The organism is Streptomyces gardneri, from assembly GCF_006539185.1.
GTDB lineage: Bacteria > Actinomycetota > Actinomycetes > Streptomycetales > Streptomycetaceae > Streptomyces > Streptomyces gardneri.
Genome location: NZ_BJMN01000013.1, coordinates 207,216 through 227,485 on the forward strand (window position 1 = coordinate 207,216; position 20,270 = coordinate 227,485).

General features: G+C 72.8%; 17 protein-coding genes. 8 read left to right on the top strand and 9 right to left on the bottom strand.

What is annotated here, in order from left to right; all coding sequences use genetic code 11:
• Positions 1-12: 12 nt before the first annotated feature.
• The 7 genes from SGA01_RS11895 to SGA01_RS11925 form a co-directional block, all read right to left on the bottom strand.
• Complete coding sequence (locus SGA01_RS11895; RefSeq protein WP_141296351.1) at positions 13-855, bottom strand: HpcH/HpaI aldolase/citrate lyase family protein; 843 nt, start codon at positions 853-855, stop codon at positions 13-15.
• Positions 852-2,078: a CaiB/BaiF CoA transferase family protein gene (locus tag SGA01_RS11900; protein ID WP_141296354.1), complete on the bottom strand. Its 1,227-nt coding sequence runs from the start codon at positions 2,076-2,078 to the stop codon at positions 852-854. Before SGA01_RS11900 ends, SGA01_RS11895 begins: the two co-directional genes overlap by 4 nt.
• Entirely contained in the window at positions 2,075-2,995 is a 921-nt protein-coding gene (gene rbsK / locus SGA01_RS11905) for a ribokinase (protein ID WP_141296357.1), read from the bottom strand. Before rbsK ends, SGA01_RS11900 begins: the two co-directional genes overlap by 4 nt.
• On the bottom strand, positions 2,992-4,365 hold the full coding sequence (locus SGA01_RS11910; protein WP_141296360.1) for an ADP-ribosylglycohydrolase family protein: 1,374 nt from the start codon (positions 4,363-4,365) through the stop codon (positions 2,992-2,994). The genes rbsK and SGA01_RS11910 overlap by 4 nt, the downstream gene beginning before the upstream one ends.
• Positions 4,362-5,528, bottom strand: coding sequence for an ADP-ribosylglycohydrolase family protein (locus tag SGA01_RS11915; RefSeq protein WP_141296363.1), 1,167 nt, complete (start codon positions 5,526-5,528; stop codon positions 4,362-4,364). The genes SGA01_RS11910 and SGA01_RS11915 overlap by 4 nt, the downstream gene beginning before the upstream one ends.
• Positions 5,494-6,816, bottom strand: coding sequence for an ADP-ribosylglycohydrolase family protein (locus SGA01_RS11920; RefSeq protein WP_229917778.1), 1,323 nt, complete (start codon positions 6,814-6,816; stop codon positions 5,494-5,496). The genes SGA01_RS11915 and SGA01_RS11920 overlap by 35 nt, the downstream gene beginning before the upstream one ends.
• A 104-nt stretch (positions 6,817-6,920) precedes the next feature.
• Positions 6,921-7,916 (bottom strand): ADP-ribosylglycohydrolase family protein, encoded by a 996-nt coding sequence (locus SGA01_RS11925; protein ID WP_055644101.1) that lies wholly within the window; start codon positions 7,914-7,916, stop codon positions 6,921-6,923.
• Positions 7,917-8,169: 253 nt separating this feature from the next.
• Here SGA01_RS11925 and SGA01_RS11930 point away from each other — a divergent pair, with 253 nt between their 5' ends.
• The 3 genes from SGA01_RS11930 to SGA01_RS11940 all read left to right on the top strand — a co-directional run bounded on the left by SGA01_RS11930 (position 8,170) and on the right by SGA01_RS11940 (position 15,486).
• On the top strand, positions 8,170-8,898 hold the full coding sequence (locus tag SGA01_RS11930) for a VIT1/CCC1 transporter family protein (RefSeq protein WP_141296365.1): 729 nt from the start codon (positions 8,170-8,172) through the stop codon (positions 8,896-8,898).
• Positions 8,899-9,443: 545 nt separating this feature from the next.
• Entirely contained in the window at positions 9,444-14,033 is a 4,590-nt protein-coding gene (gltB, locus tag SGA01_RS11935; protein ID WP_141296368.1) for a glutamate synthase large subunit, read from the top strand.
• Complete coding sequence (locus SGA01_RS11940) at positions 14,026-15,486, top strand: glutamate synthase subunit beta (RefSeq protein ID WP_055644104.1); 1,461 nt, start codon at positions 14,026-14,028, stop codon at positions 15,484-15,486. The genes gltB and SGA01_RS11940 overlap by 8 nt, the downstream gene beginning before the upstream one ends.
• A 110-nt stretch (positions 15,487-15,596) precedes the next feature.
• Here the strand turns inward: SGA01_RS11940 and SGA01_RS11945 are convergent, their stop codons facing one another.
• A complete protein-coding gene (locus tag SGA01_RS11945) occupies positions 15,597-16,724 on the bottom strand; it encodes an LLM class flavin-dependent oxidoreductase (protein WP_141296371.1) in 1,128 nt (375 codons plus the stop codon).
• A 115-nt stretch (positions 16,725-16,839) separates the two neighbouring features.
• On the opposite strand from SGA01_RS11945, the gene SGA01_RS11950 reads away from it, so the two are divergent.
• Both SGA01_RS11950 and SGA01_RS11955 read left to right on the top strand, forming a co-directional pair.
• Positions 16,840-17,424 (top strand): PadR family transcriptional regulator, encoded by a 585-nt coding sequence (locus SGA01_RS11950; protein ID WP_229917776.1) that lies wholly within the window; start codon positions 16,840-16,842, stop codon positions 17,422-17,424.
• Entirely contained in the window at positions 17,415-18,134 is a 720-nt protein-coding gene (locus tag SGA01_RS11955; RefSeq protein WP_141296374.1) for a vWA domain-containing protein, read from the top strand. The genes SGA01_RS11950 and SGA01_RS11955 overlap by 10 nt, the downstream gene beginning before the upstream one ends.
• 57 nt (positions 18,135-18,191) lie before the next feature.
• Here the strand turns inward: SGA01_RS11955 and SGA01_RS11960 are convergent, their stop codons facing one another.
• On the bottom strand, positions 18,192-19,094 hold the full coding sequence (locus SGA01_RS11960; protein WP_141296377.1) for an aldo/keto reductase: 903 nt from the start codon (positions 19,092-19,094) through the stop codon (positions 18,192-18,194).
• A gap of 22 nt (positions 19,095-19,116) precedes the next feature.
• Between SGA01_RS11960 and SGA01_RS11965 the strand changes: the two genes are divergently transcribed.
• The 3 genes from SGA01_RS11965 to SGA01_RS11975 all read left to right on the top strand — a co-directional run.
• On the top strand, positions 19,117-19,536 hold the full coding sequence (locus tag SGA01_RS11965; protein WP_308699047.1) for a MerR family transcriptional regulator: 420 nt from the start codon (positions 19,117-19,119) through the stop codon (positions 19,534-19,536).
• Between the two features lie 47 nt (positions 19,537-19,583).
• Positions 19,584-19,964 (top strand): VOC family protein, encoded by a 381-nt coding sequence (locus SGA01_RS11970; protein WP_141296380.1) that lies wholly within the window; start codon positions 19,584-19,586, stop codon positions 19,962-19,964.
• A 45-nt stretch (positions 19,965-20,009) separates the two neighbouring features.
• On the top strand, positions 20,010-20,270 hold a 261-nt coding region (locus SGA01_RS11975; protein ID WP_141296383.1), incomplete at its 3' end, for a TetR/AcrR family transcriptional regulator.

Here is a 20,270-nt window from a genome sequence, read left to right on the forward strand (position 1 = left end):
GGGGCGCAGGGGTCAGGCCGTGCGGGAGGCGAGGGCGAGGACCCGGTGGGCGCCCTCCACGACCGCCGCGTCGACGAAGCGGCCGTCGGGGAGGGCCAGGGCGCCCCGGTCCGTCCCGGCCGCCGCGACGACCTCCCGCGCCGCGTCGACCTCCTGCGGGGTGGGGAGGTAGGCCCGCTCGATGACGGGCAGCTGGCGGGGGTGGATCGCCGCCCGGCCGAGGAAGCCCATCGCCCGGCCCCGGGCGCAGCCGGCGGCCAGGGCGACCAGGTCGCCGATGTCGGGATGGACCGACTGCGCGGGGGGTGGCAGGGCCGCCGCGCGGGCCGCGACCACCACGCGGCCGCGCGGCCAGTCGAGGCCGCGGTCGTCCCGTACCCCCAGGTCGGCGCGGAGGTCGGCCTCGCCGAGCGCGATGCCGCGCACGGCCGGGTGCGCGCTGGCGATGGCGTACGCGTGCTCCACGGCGAGGGCGTTCTCCAGGAGCGGGTAGAGGGGGAGGCCGGGGGCGAGGTCGGCGATCCGGTGGATGTCAGTGGCGTGTGTCACCTTGGGTACACGGAGACCGCAGAGGCCGGGGAGGGGGGCCAGGGTGGGGATGTCGTGCGGGGAGTGGACGCGGACGTGCACCGGGACGGGGTGGGCGTCGGCGAGCAGATCGACCGTGGCGTCGAGGGCGTACGCCTTGCGGTGCGGGGCGACCGCGTCCTCCAGGTCGACGATGACGACGTCGGCGCCGGAGGTCAGGGCCTTGCGGACGACCTCGGGGCGGTCGCCGGGCGCGTACAGCCAGGTGAGAGGGGTGCGCAGGCACCCGATATCGCCGATGCCGCCCCTCTCGCGAGGCTCGCTCATACCGCTCCCTGGGCGCGGAGGGCGGCGATCTCGGCAGGGGTGAGGCCGAGCTCGGTGAGGACGCCGTCGGTGTCGGCGCCGTGCGGGCGGCCGGGCCAGCGGATCGCCCCGGGCGTCTCGGAGAGCCGGAAGAGGACGTTCTGCATCTTGATCGGGCCGAGTTCCGGGTCCTGCACCTCGGTGACGGTGCCGAGCGCCTGGTACTGCGGATCGTCGAGGACGTCCCGGACGTCGTAGACGGGGGCGATGGCTGCCTCGGCCTTCTCGAAGGCGGCCATGGCCTCGTCGCGGGTGTGGCGCGCGATCCAGGTGCCGACCGCCTCGTCCAGGACGTCCGTGTGCTCGGCGCGGCCCGTGCCGTCGGCGAACCACGGCTCGTCGATCAGCTCCGGGCGGCCGACGAGGCGCAGCACACGCTCGGCGATCGACTGGGCGGAGGTGGAGACGGCGACCCAGGAACCGTCGGCGGTCCGGTAGGTGTTGCGCGGGGCGTTGTTGCGGGAGCGGTTGCCGGTGCGGGGCTGGACGTAGCCGAGCTGGTCGTACCAGAGGGGGTGGGGTCCGATGACGGAGAGCATCGGTTCGATGATCGCCATGTCGACGACCTGGCCGCGGCCGGTCGTGGTCCTGGCGGTGAGCGCCGTCATCACCGCGTACGCGGTGGCGAGGGCGGCGATCGAGTCGGCCAGGCCGAAGGGGGGCAGGGTGGGCGGGCCGTCGGGCTCGCCGGTGATGGAGGCGAAGCCGCTCATCGCCTCGGCGAGGGTGCCGAAGCCGGGGCGGTGGGCGTACGGGCCGAACTGGCCGAAGCCGGTGACGCGGGCGAGGACGAGACGCGGGTTGACGGTGGAGAGCTCCTCCCAGCCCAGACCCCAGCGTTCCAGGGTGCCGGGACGGAAGTTCTCCACGATCACATCGGCTTCGGCGGCGAGTCCGAGGAGGGTGTCGCGTCCGCCCGGGCTGGAGAGATCGAGGGTGATCGTCCGCTTGTTCCGGCCGAGGACCTTCCACCACAGGCCGACGCCGTCCTTGGCGGGGCCGTGGCCGCGCGAGGGATCGGGCTTGCGGGGGTGCTCGACCTTGACGACGTCGGCGCCGAAGTCGCCGAGCATCGTGGCCGCGAGCGGCCCGGCGAAGAGGGTCGCGAGGTCCAGGACGCGCAGTCCGCGGAGGGGAGGCGCGGCCGGGGCGGGTGTCGTGGGGGCGTGCTGCGTGGTGGTCATACGGAGTCGGCCTCCAGGTCGCCGAGGGAGCCGAAGGCCGCCTCGATCTCGGTCCGGTACGGCATCGAGGTCGACGCGCCCTCGCGCTGGACGGAGAGCGCGGCGGCGGCCTGCGCCCAGGCCAGCGCCTCCGGGACGGGCCGGCCCTCGCCGAGGGCGACCGCGAGCGCGCCGACGAAGGTGTCGCCGGCCGCGGTGGTGTCCACGGCCCTGACCCGGGGGGCGGCCACGGCGACCGGTTCGACGCCGCGGGCCGCGTAGAGGCTGCCGGCCGCGCCCAGGGTGACGACGACCTCGGGGACGTCCCGCAGCAGGGCCTGGGCGGCGGCGCGCGGGTCGGTGAGTCCGGTGAGCGCGGCGGCCTCGTGCTCGTTGGGGACCAGCAGGTCGGTGGCGGCGAGGAGTTCGGGAGGGAGCCGCTGGGCGGGGGCGGGCGTGAGGACCGTGCGGACGCCGAGGCGGCGGGCGGTCGCGGCGCCCTCCGTGACGACGGAGAGGGGGAGTTCGAGCTGGAGGAGCAGGGTGTCGGCGGTGCCGATGAGGGCCTCGTCGCCGTGGCTGAGGGAGGTGACGGTGGCGTTGGCGCCGGGGACGACGACGATCGCGTTGCCGCCCTCGTCGTCGACGACGATGTGGGCGGTGCCGGAAGGGCCCTCGGCGGTGCGCAGGAGGTCGGTGTCGACGGAGCAGTGCTCCAGGTTGGTCCGGAGGCGTGCGCCGAAGTCGTCCGCGCCGACCGCGCCGATCATCGCCACCTCGGCGCCGGCGCGGGCGGCGGCGACGGCCTGGTTGGCGCCCTTGCCGCCGGGGACCGTGCGGAACGCGCGGCCGGTGACCGTCTCGCCGCGGGCGGGAGCCCTCGGTACGTAGGCGACGAGGTCCATGTTCGTGCTGCCGAGTACGACGATGCTGGTCATGGGCGTACTGCCTCCAGATGTGTCAGGTCGGCCAGGGTGTCGAAGCCGATGCCGTCGAAGGACGGGACCGAGGTCGCGAGCCGGTTCTTGAGAGGGGTGGTCCACCGCTCGGGCAGCCGGTCGGGGTGACCGGCGAGCAGCCCGGCGACCGAACCGGCGGTGGCGCCGTTGGAGTCGGTGTCCCAGCCGCCGGAGACCGCCGCGCAGACGGAGCGGGAGAAGTCGCCGTCGCCGTGGGTGAGGGCGGCGGCGAGAAGCGCGGCGTTGGGGACGGCATGGACCCAGTGGTACCCGCCGAGCTCGGTGTGCAGGCGGTCGACGACGGTGTCGAAGTCGGGCGTGGCGCGGGCGGACGCGATGCCCAGCCGGACGGCCCCGGCGAGACGGGAGCGCGGTGGGATCACGTCGAGTCCGGCGGCGAGCGAGCGGTGGACGTCGGCGGTGCCGGTCGCGGCGGTGGCGAGGGTGGCGGCGACGAACATGGCGCCGTAGACGCCGTTCGCGGTGTGGGTGAGGGCCGCGTCCCGGTACGCCTGCGCGGCCGCGGCGACCGGATCGCCCGGGTGGGTCCAGCCGTGGACGTCCGCCCGGATCTGGGCGCCGATCCACTCACGGAAGGGGTTGCGGCGGACGGCGGTCAGCGGGGGCTCGACGCCGTCGAGGAGATTGCGGTAGGCGACGCGCTCGGCCGTGAAGGTGCGGCCGGCGGGGAGTTCGTCGAGCCAGAGGCGGGCGACGTCGGCGGTGGTGAAGCCGCGACCGTACCGCCTGAGGAGCAGCAGGTTGAGGAGGGGGTAGTTGAGGTCGTCGTCCTCGGGCATCCCGTCGATGTTCTCGGCGAGGGAGGTGGTGGCGGAGCGCCGGTTCCAGGGGTGGGCGGCGAGCAGCTCCGGCGGTACGCCCCGGGCGGTGAACCACGTGGAGAGGGGCCAGTTGCCGGAGGCGCGGGCGAGGGCGCGGATGGCGGGGAGGGGCAGCTTCTCGACGGGCTTGCCGAGCAGGCACCCGGCGGCCCGCCCGAGCCAGGCTGCGTGCAGGCGGTCGCGGAGGGCGTCCGGGCTCGCGCCCGGCACGGGGGTGGGCGAGAGATCGTGGGGGGCCGCCGAGGCCTGGATCTCGGGGAGGGCGGTCGGCTCGTCGCCCGACAGGGGGGTGGGGAGGGTCGCCAGGGAGTCGAGGAGTTCCTCCGCCAGGGGGCGGAGGTCCGGGCGGGGGAGTTCGGACGCGCCCGCCGTCGGCGGGGCGGGCGGGCCGCCCGCCTCGTACCAGCGGGCCGCGAGGTCGTGGGCGTCGCGGCCGTCCTCCGCCGCCTGGCGGAGCTCGTGACCCACCAGGTCCTCCGGCTGCACCCAGGTCAGCCGGAGGTTCACCGGTCCGCGCTCGCCAGCGTCGCGAACGCCGACTCGTGCGCCCGGCGGAGCTCCACGTCCCGGGCGAAGACCTCGCGGGTCACCCGGGCCAGTGCGGCCGCCGGGGCGTGCAGGTCGAGCCGGCTCGCCTCCGCGACGCGCTTCGCCCAGTCGGACGGCACGGCGGCCTCGCCGTGCAGCGCGCCGGCGATCGCGCCGGCCATCGTGGCGATCGAGTCGCAGTCGCGGCCGTAGTTGACGGCGCCGAGGACCGTACGGCGGAAGTCGCCCTCGCCGACGAGCAGCATGCCCAGGGCGATCGGCAGCTCCTCGATCGCGTGGAGCCGGGAGGGGCGGCGGGCACCGAGGGAGGGGGAGCGGTAGTCGGGGCCGACCGTGTCGAAGGGGGCCACCGCCGCGCGGAGCGGGGCGAGGGCGGACTCGAAGTCCGTGTGCCGGACGGCCACTTCGGTGACCGCTTCGATCGCCGACCGGGTGCCGTCCTTCGCGAGCGAGAGGGCCGCGTCGACGACCGAGGAGGGCGTCGCGCCCGGCGCGCAGGCCGCGGCGACCGCCGCCGCGAACACGCCGGCCGCCTCCCGGCCGTAGGAGGACTGGTGGGCGCCGGCGATGTCGAGCGCCTCGGCGTAGGCGGCCGCGGGGTGGGCGGCGTTGACGAGTCCGACCGGCGCCATGTACATCGCGGCACCGCAGTTGACGATGTTGCCGTCGCCGGCCTCGCGCGGATCCACGTGCCCGTAGTGGAGCCGGGCCACGAGCCACTTCTCGGCGAGGAAGATCCGCTGGAGGGGGAGGGCCTCGGCCTCCAGCTCCGGGATCCAGACGGGGGAGCCCATGAGTTCGGGGACGAGGAAGTCCGCGACCGCGTACGCGTCGAGGTGGCCGCGGACCTTCTCGTACACCCGGATCAGGGCGTGGGTCATCAAGGTGTCGTCGGTGACGTGCCCGTCGCCCTTGTGGTACGGCGCGATAGGGCGGGCGGTGCGCCAGTCGTCGCCGTTCCAGGGGCCGACGATCCCGGTGACGCGGCCGCCGTGACGCTCCAGGATCTGCTGGGGGGTGTAGCCCTCGACGGGGCCGCCGAGCGCGTCGCCGACGGCGGCCCCGAGGAGGCTGCCGGTGATCCGGTCATCCAGGGTGGGCACATCCAGTGTGGGTGTCATGTCGGAATTGTCCACCTGGAGAGGCCGGTTCCGTGGCTCCCAGCAGCCCGGCGAGTTCGACCAGATCCGTCCCCGCGAGCCAGGGCAGCGCGCACCCCGCGAGCGTCCGGCAGGCCTCGCGCCAGGTCGCCGGCACCGAACGGCCGCCGCCCAGCGCGCCGGTGAGCGCGCCCGCGAGCGCGGGGGCGGAGTCCGCGACCCGGGAGAGGCAGACGGCGGCCGGAACCGCGGCCGCCATCTCGCCCCGGGCGGCGGTGGCGAGGGCGAGGGCGACCGGGACGGTCTCGGCGGCGGCGATCCCGTAGCTGTAGACGTGGTCCACGATCTGGTGCTCCAGGAGCGGGACCAGTTCGAAGGCCGAACCGGCGGCCCTGGCCAGCTTCACCGCGTACCGGGCGTTGCGGCCGATCTCGGTGGCGGGCGGGAGTTCGGCGAGCGCCGCGCCGACGGATTCGTCGACCGTCGCCCCGCCGAGGGCCGCGGCGATGGCCGCCGCCGTCGCGCGGGCGCCGTGGACGCCGTCCCCGTCCTGGGTGTACCGGGCGTCGAACTCGGCGAGTTCGGCGGCGGCGCGCGGGTCGCCGGGGTGGACGACCGCGAGGACGGCGGCCCGGACGCAGGCGGCGTCGTCGAAGTAGTGCGGGTTGTCGTGGCCGGTGGCGGGCGGGCGCAGACCGGTGGCGAGATTGCCGAGGCCGGCGCGTACGGAGATCCGGGCGCGGAGGGGGAGGACGGCGGACTCGACCTCGGGGGCGCGGTCGGCGGCGGCGGCGACCTGGCCGGCGAGGGCGTTCCAGGCGAGGTCGACGGCGGCGCGGAGACGGCGCTCCGGGGGGAGGCCGGCGAAGACGGGGCCGGCGGCGGCGAGGATCGCCTCGGCGGTGAAGGCCGCCCACTCGGCGTCGTCGGAGGGGCCGAGGCGGAGGGGCTCGGGGGGCTGGTTGAGGGCGATGGGGACGGGGAGGGTGGTCGTCGCGTTCTGCTCGGCGAAGGTGTCGAGTTCGCGGGTGAGGCGGCGGGTCCACTCGGGCATGCGGGCGGCTCTGTGGCGGGCGGCGGGCCAGCCGGCGGCGTCGCCTGCGGCGAGGCCGAGGAGGAGGCCCTCGGTCCTGTCGCGACTTGCCCTGCGGGGCGCGTCGGGGTGCGGGGCCTCGTGGGCGCCGCCCCACGACCCGGTGCCCCGCACCGGGGGCTGCTCCTGCGCGGTGAGGTCCGGCGCTTCGGCGCCCGACACCAGGGTCACCGCCAGGTCCTGGTGGGCGGCGAGCGAGGGGCCGGCATCCGGCATCGGGGGCTGTGCCCACCCTCCCCCGGAGGGGGGACCCCCACGCCCTGCGGGACGATTGCCCACAGCGGTGGCGGTGGGGAGGCTGGTCGTTGTGTCTCCGCTCATCAGGATTCCCCCTCCGGGGTCAGCAGGTCCGCGACGTCCAGGACGTGGTAGCCGCGCATGGAGGGCAGGCAGCTGCCGGTGACGGGGGCGATGGCCGTCGACCATTCCTCCGGGATCGCCGAGACGCCCGACATGGCGCCGGCCAGGGCGCCCGCCACCGCCGCCGTCGTGTCGGCGTCGCGGCCCATGTTGACCGCGGTCAGGACCGCCGTACGGAAGTCGCCGCGGGCCGCCGCGAAGGCGCCGAAGGCCAGGCCCACCGCCTCCGGGGCCAGGTCCGTCCACGGGTAGCCGCCGATGACGACCGCCGAGCGGACCTGTCGCTCGCGGGTGAGCGGGTCCGGCTGGACGCGCTGGGCGGCGACGACCGCGCGGCGCAGGGAGCGGGCCGTCCAGGAGTCCATCGGGACGACGGAGAGCGCCGCCGCGATGACCGAGGTCACGCCCGCGCCCGCCATCGCCGCCGCGACGCCCGCCGCGACGGCCTGGCCGCCGTAGATGCCCTCCCCTTCGTGGCTGACGCTGCCGTCGATCGCGACGAGGCGCGCCGCCTCCGCCGGGCGGCCGGCGGCGAAGACCCCGAACGGCGCGGCGCGCATCGCGAGACCGTCGCTCCAGGCGTGGCGGTGCTGGGCGGAGATGGGAGCGGCGAGCCCCCGCCGGAGGTTCTCCAGCGTGCCGCGCTCGGAGAAGCCCGCGCCGCGGAAGGGGCCTTCGTCGAGGTCGGCGATCCAGTGGTGCCAGGCCCGTTCGACGTGGTGGACGGTGAGCGCGGAGCCGTGTCGGGCGAGGAGCAGGGCCGAGAAGATCGCGTACTCGGTGTCGTCGGTGCCTGCAGGACGGTCCGTCACGAAGCCCTCGATGCGGCCCCATCGGCGGCGGATCTCCGAAGGGCGCATGTTCTCGGCGGGGGCTCCCAGGGCGTCGCCGACGGCGAGGCCGAGGAGCGCCCCCCTCGCCCGTTCACGCGTGTCGCATGCCGTGGTGGTCACCATCTCGCGGCCCCTTCCTCGGGTGGGGCGCGCGGTCGGCGCCCCGATGCCTGGATCTGTGCCACCGCGGGCCGCGAACTCGCCGAAGAAACGGTTCTGTCACCCGGCTGACACCACGTCGGAATCCGGTGCGCCCAGTGAGGCGGGCCTTAGTAAGTACGGCCTGCCTTGCTGGCGGACCCCTTACATCGCGCGTATTTTCGAGGGTGTTGGGGGCGGCGGGTGCGACCCGGCCCGCCGGAACGAGGGGAGAACCATGTCCATCATCGAAGCTCAGGCACCACTGCACGAGGCGCACCGCGACAACCACACGCACCGTGACGTGAACGGCGGTTGGCTGCGCCCGGCGGTGTTCGGCGCGATGGACGGTCTCGTCTCCAACCTCGCCCTGATGACCGGCGTCGCCGGCGGCGCGGTGTCCACGCAGACCGTGGTCATCACCGGCGTCGCGGGACTGGCCGCCGGCGCCTTCTCCATGGCGGCCGGCGAGTACACCTCCGTGGCCTCGCAGCGTGAGCTCGTCCAGGCGGAACTGGACGTCGAGCGCCGCCAGTTGCGCAAGCACCCCATCGACGAGATGGAGGAGCTGGCCGCGCTGTACGTGTCCCGGGGTGTCGAGCCCGCGCTCGCCCGCGAGGTCGCGATGCAGCTGTCGAAGGACCCCGAGCAGGCACTGGAGATCCACGCCCGCGAGGAGCTCGGCATCGACCCGGACGACCTGCCGTCGCCGATGGTCGCCGCGGTCTCGTCCTTCGGCTCCTTCGCGCTCGGCGCTCTGCTCCCCGTACTGCCCTACCTGCTCGGGGCGACCGCGCTCTGGCCCGCCGTGCTGCTCGCGCTCCTGGGCCTCTTCGCCTGCGGGGCGCTGGTGGCCCGGGTGACCGCCCGCGGCTGGCTCTTCAGCGGGATGCGTCAGCTCGTCCTGGGCGGGGCCGCGGCCGCCGTCACGTACGGGCTCGGGATGCTCTTCGGAGCGGCGTTGTAGGCGTTCGTGGTGGCGGTGTCGCCGCTCCGGATATCGGAACGGATTTCGTGCCCGTAGAGACGACCGGGAGGCCCCTTCGAGGGGCCTTTCCGGCATTTCAGGGCACCTTTTCTGGACATAGGGCCCGTATGGGTTGTGACGTATATCCCTGGCTCGATCCGCCGCTGCGATGAGACACTATGCACGACGCCACATAAGTAGCCGGTTACTCGGCGGTTTCGAACTCGTGACCAACGGGAATGAGGCATGAGCGTCGTCGGGCAATGAGGCCCAGCCAGGCGGGCAACGAAGCCCGCTCAGTGACGGACCGCCGGAAGCCCGGAGATCCCTTCGGCTCCCTCCGGCCCGTCCCCGCGGGACAGTCCTTGCTCCCGCACTCCTACAGGTGAGAACGCACCACCATTGCGTGTCGGTGGTGTCCGCATGCTGGAACGAGCTATCCACTTCGCGAGAAGCCAGCCATCATGTAACCTGCACGAAATTTCGCGGAGGGCCAACGTCGTCCCTCGGCAGTTGCATATGCCACGACGACGACGGGAGAGCCGATGCGTTCCGACGCCTGGTCGCCCATGGACGGTCGCCCCGCTCCGCAGGGGATGTACGACCCCCGTAACGAACACGACGCCTGTGGTGTCGGGTTCGTGGCCACCCTCACCGGTGTAGCCAGCCACGCGCTGGTCGAGCAGGCGCTGACCGTACTGCGCAACCTCGAGCACCGCGGCGCCACCGGCTCCGAGCCCGACTCCGGAGACGGCGCCGGCATCCTTTTCCAGGTCCCGGACGCCTTCCTCCGCGAGGTCGCCGGATTCGAGCTCCCCGAGGCCGGCGCGTACGCCGTCGGCATCGCCTTCCTCCCCGAGGACGGCACGGACGAGACGGTCTCGAAGATCGAGACGATCGCCGCCGAAGAGGGCCTCACCGTCCTCGGCTGGCGCGAGGTCCCCGTCGCCCCCGAGCTGCTCGGCGCCTCCGCCCGCTCCACCATGCCGGTCTTCCGCCAGCTCTTCGTGGCTGGGGGTACCTCCCAGGCCGAAGGCTCTGGGGGAGGCGAGAACACGGGCATCGCGCTGGACCGCAAGGCGTTCGTGCTGCGCAAGCGCGCCGAGCGCGAGGCCGCGACCTACTTCCCGTCGCTCTCCGCCCGCACGATCGTCTACAAGGGCATGCTGACCACCGGCCAGCTGGAGCCCTTCTTCCCGGACCTGTCGGACCGCCGCTGCGCCTCCGCCGTGGCCCTGGTCCACTCCCGGTTCTCCACCAACACCTTCCCGAGCTGGCCGCTGGCCCACCCGTACCGCTTCGTCGCCCACAACGGTGAGATCAACACCGTCAAGGGCAACCGGAACTGGATGACCGCCCGCGAGGCCCAGCTCGACTCCAAGGTCTTCGGCGAGGGCTCGCTGGACCGGATCTTCCCGATCTGCACCCCGGACGCCTCCGACTCGGCCTCCTTCGACGAGGTCCTGGAGCTGCTCCACCTCGGCGGCCGCTCCCTGCCCCACGCGGTGCTGATGATGGTCCCCGAGGCGTGGGAGAACCACGACTCCATGGACCCGGCCCGCCGCGCCTTCTACCAGTACCACTCCACGATGATGGAGCCCTGGGACGGCCCGGCCTGCGTCACCTTCACCGACGGCGTCCAGGTCGGCGCGGTCCTCGACCGCAACGGTCTGCGCCCCGGCCGCTACTGGGTCACCGACGAGGGCCTCGTCGTCCTCTCCTCCGAGGTCGGCGTCCTCGACATCGACCCCGCCAAGGTCGTCCGCAAGGGCCGCCTCCAGCCCGGCAAGATGTTCCTCGTCGACACCGCCGAGCACCGGATCATCGAGGACGACGAGATCAAGGCCGGTCTCGCCGCCGAGAACCCGTACGCGGAGTGGCTGGAGACCGGCGAGATCGAGCTCTCCGACCTCCCCGAGCGCGAGCACATCGTGCACACCCACGCCTCGGTGACCCGCCGCCAGCAGACCTTCGGCTACACCGAGGAAGAGCTCCGCGTCATCCTCGCCCCGATGGCCCGCACCGCCGGCGAGCCGCTCGGCTCCATGGGCACGGACTCGCCGATCGCGGCCCTGTCCTCCCGCCCGCGGCTGCTCTTCGACTACTTCACCCAGCTCTTCGCGCAGGTCACCAACCCGCCGCTGGACGCCATCCGCGAGGAGCTCGTGACGAGCCTCCGCTCCTCGCTCGGCCCCGGCAGCAACCTGCTGGAGCCCACCTCCTCGTCGTGTCGCAGCGTCACCCTGCCCTTCCCGGTGATCGACAACGACGAGCTGGCCAAGCTCATCCACATCAACGCCGACGGCGACATGCCCGGCATGAAGGCCGCGACCCTCTCCGGTCTCTACCGGGTCTCCGGCGGCGGCGAGGCCCTCGCCGCCCGCATCGAGGCGATCTGCGCCGAGGCCGACACCGCGATCGAGGGCGGCGCCCGCCTGATCGTGCTCTCCGACCGGCACTCCGACGCCGAGCACGCGCCGATCCCCTCGCTGCTGCTCACCGCGGCCGTCCACCACCACCTCATCCGCACCAAGCAGCGCACCAAGGTGGGTCTGCTGGTCGAGGCCGGTGACGTCCGCGAGGTCCACCACGTCGCCCTGCTCATCGGCTACGGCGCCGCGGCGGTCAACCCGTACCTCGCCATGGAGTCCGTCGAGGACCTGGTCCGCGCCGGCACCTTCATCGAGGGCCTGGAGCCCGAGCAGGCCATCCGGAACCTGATCTACGCGCTCGGCAAGGGCGTCCTCAAGGTCATGTCCAAGATGGGCATCTCGACCGTCGCCTCCTACCGCGGCGCCCAGGTCTTCGAGGCCGTCGGCCTCGACGCCGCCTTCGTCGCCACGTACTTCAACGGCACGGCCACCAAGATCGGCGGCGCCGGTCTCGACGTCGTCGCCAAGGAGGTCGCCGCCCGCCACGCCAAGGCGTACCCCGTCTCCGGCGTCCCCTCGGCGCACCGCGCCCTGGACATCGGCGGCGAGTACCAGTGGCGCCGCGAGGGCGAGCCGCACCTGTTCGACCCGGAGACCGTCTTCCGCCTGCAGCACGCCACGCGCAACAAGCGGTACGACATCTTCAAGAAGTACACGGAGCGGGTGAACGAGCAGTCCGAGCGCCTCATGACGCTCCGCGGCCTCTTCGGCTTCTCCGAGGACCGGGAAGCGATCTCGATCGACGAGGTCGAGCCGGTCAGCGAGATCGTCAAGCGGTTCTCGACGGGCGCCATGTCGTACGGCTCCATCTCCCGCGAGGCGCACGAGACCCTCGCCATCGCCATGAACCAGCTGGGCGCCAAGTCCAACACCGGTGAGGGCGGCGAGGACCCGGACCGCCTGTACGACCCGGCGCGCCGCTCCTCCATCAAGCAGGTCGCCTCCGGCCGCTTCGGCGTCACCAGCGAGTACCTGGTCAACGCCGACGACATCCAGATCAAGATGGCCCAGGGCGCCAAGCCCGGCGAGGGCGGCCAGCTGCCCGGCCACAAGGTCTACCCGTGGGTCGCCAAGACGCGTCACTCGACGCCCGGCGTCGGCCTCATCTCGCCGCCGCCGCACCACGACATCTACTCCATCGAGGACCTGGCTCAGCTGATCCACGACCTCAAGAACGCCAACCCGGTCGCCCGCATCCACGTGAAGCTGGTCTCCGAGGTCGGCGTCGGCACGGTCGCCGCCGGTGTCTCCAAGGCCCACGCGGACGTCGTCCTCATCTCCGGCCACGACGGCGGAACGGGCGCCTCCCCGCTGACCTCGCTGAAGCACGCGGGCGGCCCCTGGGAGCTCGGCCTCGCCGAGACCCAGCAGACCCTGCTGCTCAACGGCCTGCGCGACCGGATCGTCGTCCAGACCGACGGCCAGCTCAAGACCGGCCGCGACGTCGTCATCGCCGCGCTGCTCGGCGCCGAGGAGTTCGGTTTCGCGACCGCGCCGCTCGTCGTCTCCGGCTGCGTCATGATGCGCGTCTGCCACCTGGACACCTGCCCGGTCGGCATCGCCACCCAGAACCCGGCGCTCCGCGACCGGTTCTCCGGCAAGGCCGAGTACGTCGTCAACTTCTTCGAGTTCATCGCCGAGGAGGTCCGCGAGCTCCTCGCCGAGCTGGGCTTCCGCACGATCGAAGAGGCCGTCGGCCACGCCGAGCTGCTCGACACCAGCCGCGCCGTCCGGCACTGGAAGGCGCAGGGTCTCGACCTGGAGCCGCTCTTCTACGTGCCCGAGCTGGCCGAGGGCGCGGTCCGCCACGCCCTGATCGAGCAGGACCACGGTCTGGAGAAGGCCCTCGACAACGAGCTGATCCAGCTCGCCGCCGAGGCCCTGAACGCCGCCTCCGCCGAGGAGGCGCAGCCGGTCCGAGCCCAGGTCGCGATCCGCAACATCAACCGGACCGTCGGCACCATGCTCGGCCACCACGTGACGAAGAAGTTCGGTGGCGCGGGCCTGCCCGCCGACACCATCGACATCACCTTCACCGGTTCCGCCGGCCAGTCCTTCGGCGCCTTCCTGCCGAGCGGTGTCACTCTCCGCCTGGAGGGCGACGCCAACGACTACGTCGGCAAGGGCCTCTCCGGCGGCCGCGTCGTCGTCCGCCCGGACCGCGGCGCCGACCACCTGGCCGAGTACTCGACCATCGCGGGCAACACCATCGGCTACGGCGCGACCGGCGGCGAGCTGTTCCTGCGCGGCCGCACCGGCGAGCGCTTCTGCGTCCGCAACTCCGGCGCCCTGGTCGTCTCGGAGGGCGTGGGCGACCACGGCTGCGAGTACATGACCGGCGGTACGGCGGTCGTCCTCGGCGAGACCGGCCGCAACTTCGCGGCGGGCATGTCGGGCGGTGTCGCGTACGTCGTCGACCTCGACCGGGACAACGTCAACTCCGGGAACCTGGGGGCGATCGAGACCCTGTCGGACTCCGACAAGGACTGGCTGCACGATGTCGTGCGCCGCCACCAGGAGGAGACCGGCTCGACGGTCGCGGAGAAGCTCCTCGCCGACTGGGACGCCGCGGCGGCCCGGTTCAGCAAGATCATCCCCACCACGTACAAGGCAGTGCTCGCCGCCAAGGACGCCGCTGAGCTCGCCGGTCTCTCCGAGACCGAGACCACCGAGAAGATGATGGAGGCGGCGACCAATGGCTGACCCCAAGGGCTTCCTGACCACCGGGCGCGAGGTCGCCAAGACCCGTCCGGTGGGCGAGCGAGTCAGAGACTGGAACGAGGTCTACGTTCCCGGCTCCCTGCTGCCGATCATCAGCAAGCAGGCCGGCCGCTGCATGGACTGCGGCATCCCGTTCTGCCACAACGGCTGTCCCCTCGGGAACCTCATTCCCGAGTGGAACGACTTCGCCTACCGCGAGGACTGGTCGGCGGCGCAGGAGCGTCTGCACGCCACCAACAACTTCCCGGAGTTCACCGGCCGCCTGTGCCCGGCTCCGTGCGAGTCGGCGTGTGTGCTCGGCATCAACCAGCCGGCCGTCACCATCAAGAACGTCGAAGTCTCCATCATCGACAAGGCCTGGGACGGAGGCGACGTCAAGCCGCAGGTGCCCGAGCGCCTGTCCGGCAAGACCGCCGCCGTCATCGGCTCGGGCCCGGCGGGTCTCGCCGCCGCCCAGCAGCTGACCCGGGCCGGCCACACCGTGGTCGTGTACGAGCGCGCCGACCGCATCGGCGGCCTGCTGCGCTACGGCATCCCCGAGTTCAAGATGGAGAAGCGGCACATCAACCGCCGCATCGAGCAGATGCGCGCGGAGGGCACCAAGTTCCGCACCGGCATCGAGATCGGCCGCGACCTGACGTCGACGGACCTGCGCAAGCGGTTCGACGCCGTGGTCATCGCCGCCGGCGCCACCACCGCCCGCGACCTGCCCGTCCCGGGCCGTGAGCTGAACGGCATCCACCAGGCGATGGAGTACCTGCCGCTGGCCAACAAGGTCGTCGAGGGTGACTTCGTGGCCCCGCCGATCACCGCCGAGGGCAAGCACGTCGTCGTCATCGGCGGCGGCGACACCGGCGCCGACTGCGTCGGTACGGCGCACCGCCAGGGCGCGGCCTCGGTCACGCAGCTGGAGATCATGCCCAAGCCGGGCGAGGACCGGAACGCCGGCCAGCCCTGGCCGACCTTCCCCATGCTGTACAAGGTCACCTCCGCGCACGAGGAGGGCGGCGAGCGGGTCTACTCCGTCTCCACCACCCACTTCGAGGGCGACGAGGAGGGCAACGTCCAGTTCCTCCACCTCGTCGAGGTCGAGTTCGTCGAGGGCAAGCTGACCCAGAAGCCGGGCACGGAGCGCAAGATCCCCGCCCAGCTGGTCACGCTCGCGATGGGCTTCACCGGCACGGACGTGGAGAACGGTCTGGTCGCCCAGTTTGGTCTGGACCTTGATGAGCGGGGTAACATCGCCCGTGACGCGGACTTCGCCACCAACGTCGATGGCGTGTACGTCGCCGGTGACGCCGGTCGCGGCCAGTCCCTCATCGTGTGGGCCATCGCCGAGGGCCGCTCCGCCGCCCGTGGCGTGGACCGCTACCTGACCGGAGCCAGCTCCCTGCCGGCCCCGATCCGTCCGACGGACCGTTCGCTGACGGTCTGATCCCGCCGGATCACCCCTGAGAACGTCCCGTACAACGACGTGCGGAACTGAGCGCGGCGCCCCCCGAATGTCCCCGACCGGACGACTGGGTGGGCGCCGCGGTGCTCCCGTCATAGGTCCTTGGACGGCTCGCGGAAGTGGGGGATGACCTTCGTGCCCCACTGGCGGATGGTCTCCAGGCAGACCTCCTGCGGCACCGTGCCCATCTGGATCAGGCACATCACCTCGTCGACGCCGATCTCGCGGAGTCGTTCCACGTAGGCGATCGCCGTCGCCGCGTCCCCGTAGGCGTGGTCGGTGTTGTACGTGCCGGTGTCGACCGGGCGGGCCGGGATGTTCGCCTCGTGGAGGCGGGCGATCAGTTTCTCGCGCTCCTGGCCGAGTGCTCCCGCATGGTCCTCGTCCTCCGCGTACCCGGTGGGCGCGGGGGCCCCGCCGTACCAGTGGGCGATCGACTCGGCGAAGAAGCGCTGGCCGCGGGTGCCGAGCCGCAGGGCGCGGTCGGCGTCGTCCAGGACGACCGTCGGGCAGAGGGCGGAGAAGTGGTCGTTGACCTCGGTGGAGACGAAGCGCGATCCGTCCCGGGAGGCGAGGGCCTCGTCGTACACCCTGCGCATGGCGCGGACGTCGTCGGCGCCCGCGAAGCCCATCACCAGCGCCCCGATGCCGAGTTCGGCCGCCTGCCGGAGGGAGTCGTGCTGCGAGCAGGCCATGAAGAGGGGCGGGTGCGGGTGCTGCACGGGGCGTGGGAGGACCGCGCCGGGGCCGATGTCGAGCGAGCCGTGCCACTCGAACTCCGGCTCGCGCCACGCGGCGGCGAAGATCCGCAGGGCCTCCTCCGTCTGCGGCCGGGTGTCGGCGGGGTCCACCCCGAACATCCGCATCTCCTGGCGGGTCGCGCCCCGGCCCGCGCCCACGTCGAGGCGTCCGCCGGAGAGCACGTCGAGCATGGCGGCGCGTTCGGCGACCCGGACCGGGTGCTGGTAGCCGAACGGCATGGTGACCACGCCGTGCCCGACGCGGATCGTCCGGGTACGGGCGGCGACCCAGGTCAGGAAGATCTCGGACGCGCTCATGTGGGCGTACTGGGTGAGGGAGTGGTGCTCGACCGCCCAGACGCGGTCGAAGCCCATCTCCTCGGCGAGGACGGCCTGTTCGACGCAGTCGTGGATGATCGCGCGTTCGCGTGCGGGGGTGGGGTCGACGAGCTGGGCTTCGAAGATCATGGAGAACTTCACCGGGGGCTCCTCCCGTGGCGGCGGCCGGATGGTCGTGCCTCAGCGAGCTATGCCTAATCGAAATACTTCTAGCAGGCATAGGTGGAGGAGGGAAGGGAGTCGTAGACTTCCCGTCGTGGTGGACGACGAGACCGTGCCGGAGCTTCCCGCGACCAGCTGGGCTGTCCTCGGACTGCTCTCCTTCGGGCGGGAGTTGTCCGGATACGACGTCAAGAAGTGGTCCGACCGGTCCCTCGGCCTCTTCTACTGGAGCCCGTCGTTCAGCCAGATCTACAGCGAGCTCAAACGGCTGGAGAAGACCGGCTACGCCACCTCCCGCCTGGTCGCACCGGAGACCGGCTCGCGCGAGAAGCGCGTCTACCGGATCACCGCCGAGGGCCTCGCCGCCGTCCGCACCTGGGCCCGCACGGCCCCCCTCGACCCGCCCGTCCTCAAGCACGGTCCGATGCTGCGCCTCTGGCTCGGCCACCTCCTCGAACCCGACCGGATGCGCGAGATCCTGGCCGGACACCGGGAGTACGCCGAGTCCATGCGGCTGCGCGCCGAGTCCGACGCCGCGGACGCCGGGACCGACGAGGCGTGGGCGTACCCCCGGCTCACCCTCACCTGGGCCGAGCGGTACTACGCGGCCGAGCGCGACCTGGCCGACGCCATGCTCGCGGACATCGAACGGCTGGAGAAGGAGCGCCCATGGCCATGAGCCTGCGGAAGGTGGAGGAGACCGCGCCCGCGCTGGTCGGCCCCTACATGTCGGCGGGGGAGTCGCTCCGCCGGCACGGCTTGGGCGGGCAGCGGGTCGCCGTCTATCTCGTCGTCGACTACTCGGGGTCGATGAAGCCGTACTACGCCGACGGCACCGTCCAGGCCCTGGCCGACCGGGTCCTCGGGCTCTCCGCGCACTTCGACGACGACGGCCGCGTGCCGGTCGTCTTCTTCTCCACCGACATCGACGCCGAGACCGACATCCGGCTCGACGACCACGCCGGCAGCATCGACCGGATCGTCGCCGGGCTCGGCCACATGGGCAAGACCAGCTACCACCTCGCCATGGACGCCGTCATCGACCACTACCTGGACAGCGGCTCCACCGCGCCCGCGCTCGTCGTCTTCCAGACCGACGGAGGGCCGATCAACAAGCTCGCGGCCGAGCGGTACGTGTGCAAGGCGTCCCGGCTGCCGCTCTTCTGGCAGTTCATCGGCTTCGGCGACCCCGACAGCCGGCAGTTCGACTTCCTGCGCAGGCTGGACGAGCTGGCCGTGCCGGCGAAGCGGCCCGTCGACAACGCCGGCTTCTTCCACGCGGGCCGCGAGCCGCACCGGGTCCCGGACGCGGAGCTGTACGACAGGCTCGTCTCGGAGTTCCCCGCGTGGCTCGCGGCCGCCCGGGCCCAGGGCATCGTCCGCTCCTGAGGCGCCCGTGTGGGGCGCGTCGGGTTCATGAAGCGCCCGTCCGTGAGGCACGTCCGCTCATGAGGCGGCGTCCCCCACCGCCCCCAGCCGCGCGAACTGCTCCTCGGTGAGCCGGACGTCGAGCGCGCCCAGGTTCTCCAGGAGGTGGGCCGCCGAGTTCGTGCCCGGGATGGGCAGGACGTGCGGCGCCCGGTGCAGCAGCCAGGCCAGGGCCGTCTGGGACGGGGTGGCGCCGACCTCGCGGGCGACCTCGGCCACCGGGCCGTCCGGACCCGCGTGACCGCCCATGGCGATCGGGAAGAAGGGGACGAAGGCGATGCCCCGGCCCGCCGTGTGCTCGACCACGGCCTCGTGGTCGCGGGTCGCCAGGTTGTAGAGGTTCTGCACGGCCGCGATCGGGGTGACCGACTCGGCCTCGTCCAGCTGGGCGACCGTCACCTCCGAGAGCCCGACGTGCCGGACCTTGCCCTCCTCCTGGAGCTGCCGCAGGGCGCCCACCTGCTCGGCGACCGGGACGTTCTCGTCGAGGCGGTGCAGGTAGAGGAGGTCGATCCGCTCCGTACGCAGCCGGCGCAGGCTCAGCTCGGCCTGCTGGCGCAGATAGGCGGGGTGCCCGAGCGGCACCCACTCGGTGGGGGAGGGCCGGACCACGCCGATCTTGGTGGCCACCGCGACGCCGTCGCCGTACGGGTGGAGCGCCTCGGCGAGGAGCTCCTCGCCGGCCCCCAGGGCGTACGCGTCGGCCGTGTCGAAGAGGGTGCCCCCCGCCTCGGCCGCCGTCCGCAGCAGGCGCACCGCGGCGGCCCGGTCGGCCGGGGCCGTCCAGATCCGGGCCTCGGGGCCGGCCGGGTCGCCGGGGCCGTCGGCGAGGCGCATCGTGCCGTACCCGATGCGCCGGACCGGGAGGTCGCCGCCGAGCTGGAATATCGTTGCGTCAGGGGAGTTCGCGTTGTTCGTCATGCCGGGAACCGTAGGAGCTCACATGGATGTGAGCTTCAAGCCGGACCGGGCGAATGTGAGGGGGGTCACAGTGCGGATCGGTGAACTGTCGGACGCCACAGGGGTCAGCGTCCGGCTGCTCCGCTACTACGAGGAACAGGACCTCCTCGTCCCGGAGCGCACTCCGGGCGGACAGCGCGTGTACGGCTCCGACGCCGTCGCCGTCGTCCGCCGCATCCGGGCCCTGCTGGGCGCCGGACTGCCGACCCGGGTCATCGCCGAGGTACTGGACTGCGTGTGCGGCAGCGAGGCGGAGATCGAACCCTGCCTCAGCCCGCTGCTCGTCGCCCGGCTCGACGCCATCGACGGACAGATCCAGGATCTCCAGGGCACCCGCTCCTCCCTCGCCGCGCTCGTTGCGGCCACCGAGGGTCGACAACTGGCCACCGCCGACCGGGCGTAGGAGATATCCCGTGGCCGACGCCCGGACGGCCGGGGGATCATGAAGCCATGACCTCTCTCGTACGCCACGTGACCATCGACTGCACCGACGCCTACGCCCTGGCGAGCTTCTGGGCCGCCGCCCTGGACGCGAAGCTCGCCGACGACGACCTGCCCGGAGACCCCGAGGCGGCCGTCGAGTCGCCCGGCGCGAACCTCCTCTTCATCCAGGTCCCCGAGGCGAAGGCGGCGAAGAACCGCGTCCACCTCGACCTCCAGCCGCAGGACCGCACCCGCGACGAGGAGGTCGAGCGGCTGCTCGCCCTCGGCGCCACCCTGCTCGACGACCGGCGGAACGCCGACGGCACCGGCTGGGCGACCCTCGCCGACCCGGAGGGCAACGAGTTCTGCGTCGAGCGCAGCGCCGCGGAGCGCGCCGCGACCTCCTGAGCAGGGCGGACACCCGGCACCCCGCGCCGGGTCCAGAATGGACGGGTGCCGAACACTGCCAGCAAGAAGAAGACCCAGGTGAGCGCCGGGCCCGAGCGGCGTCGTGAGCTCCTCGACACGGCGGCCGAGGTCTTCGCCGCCCAGGGGTACAACGCCACCACCGTCCGCAAGATCGCGGACGCCGCCGGCATGCTCGCCGGCAGCCTCTACTACCACTTCGACTCCAAGGAGTCGATGCTCGACGAGATCCTCTCCAGCTTCCTGAACGAGCTGTGGCAGGGGTACGACGCGGTCCTCGCCGCCGGA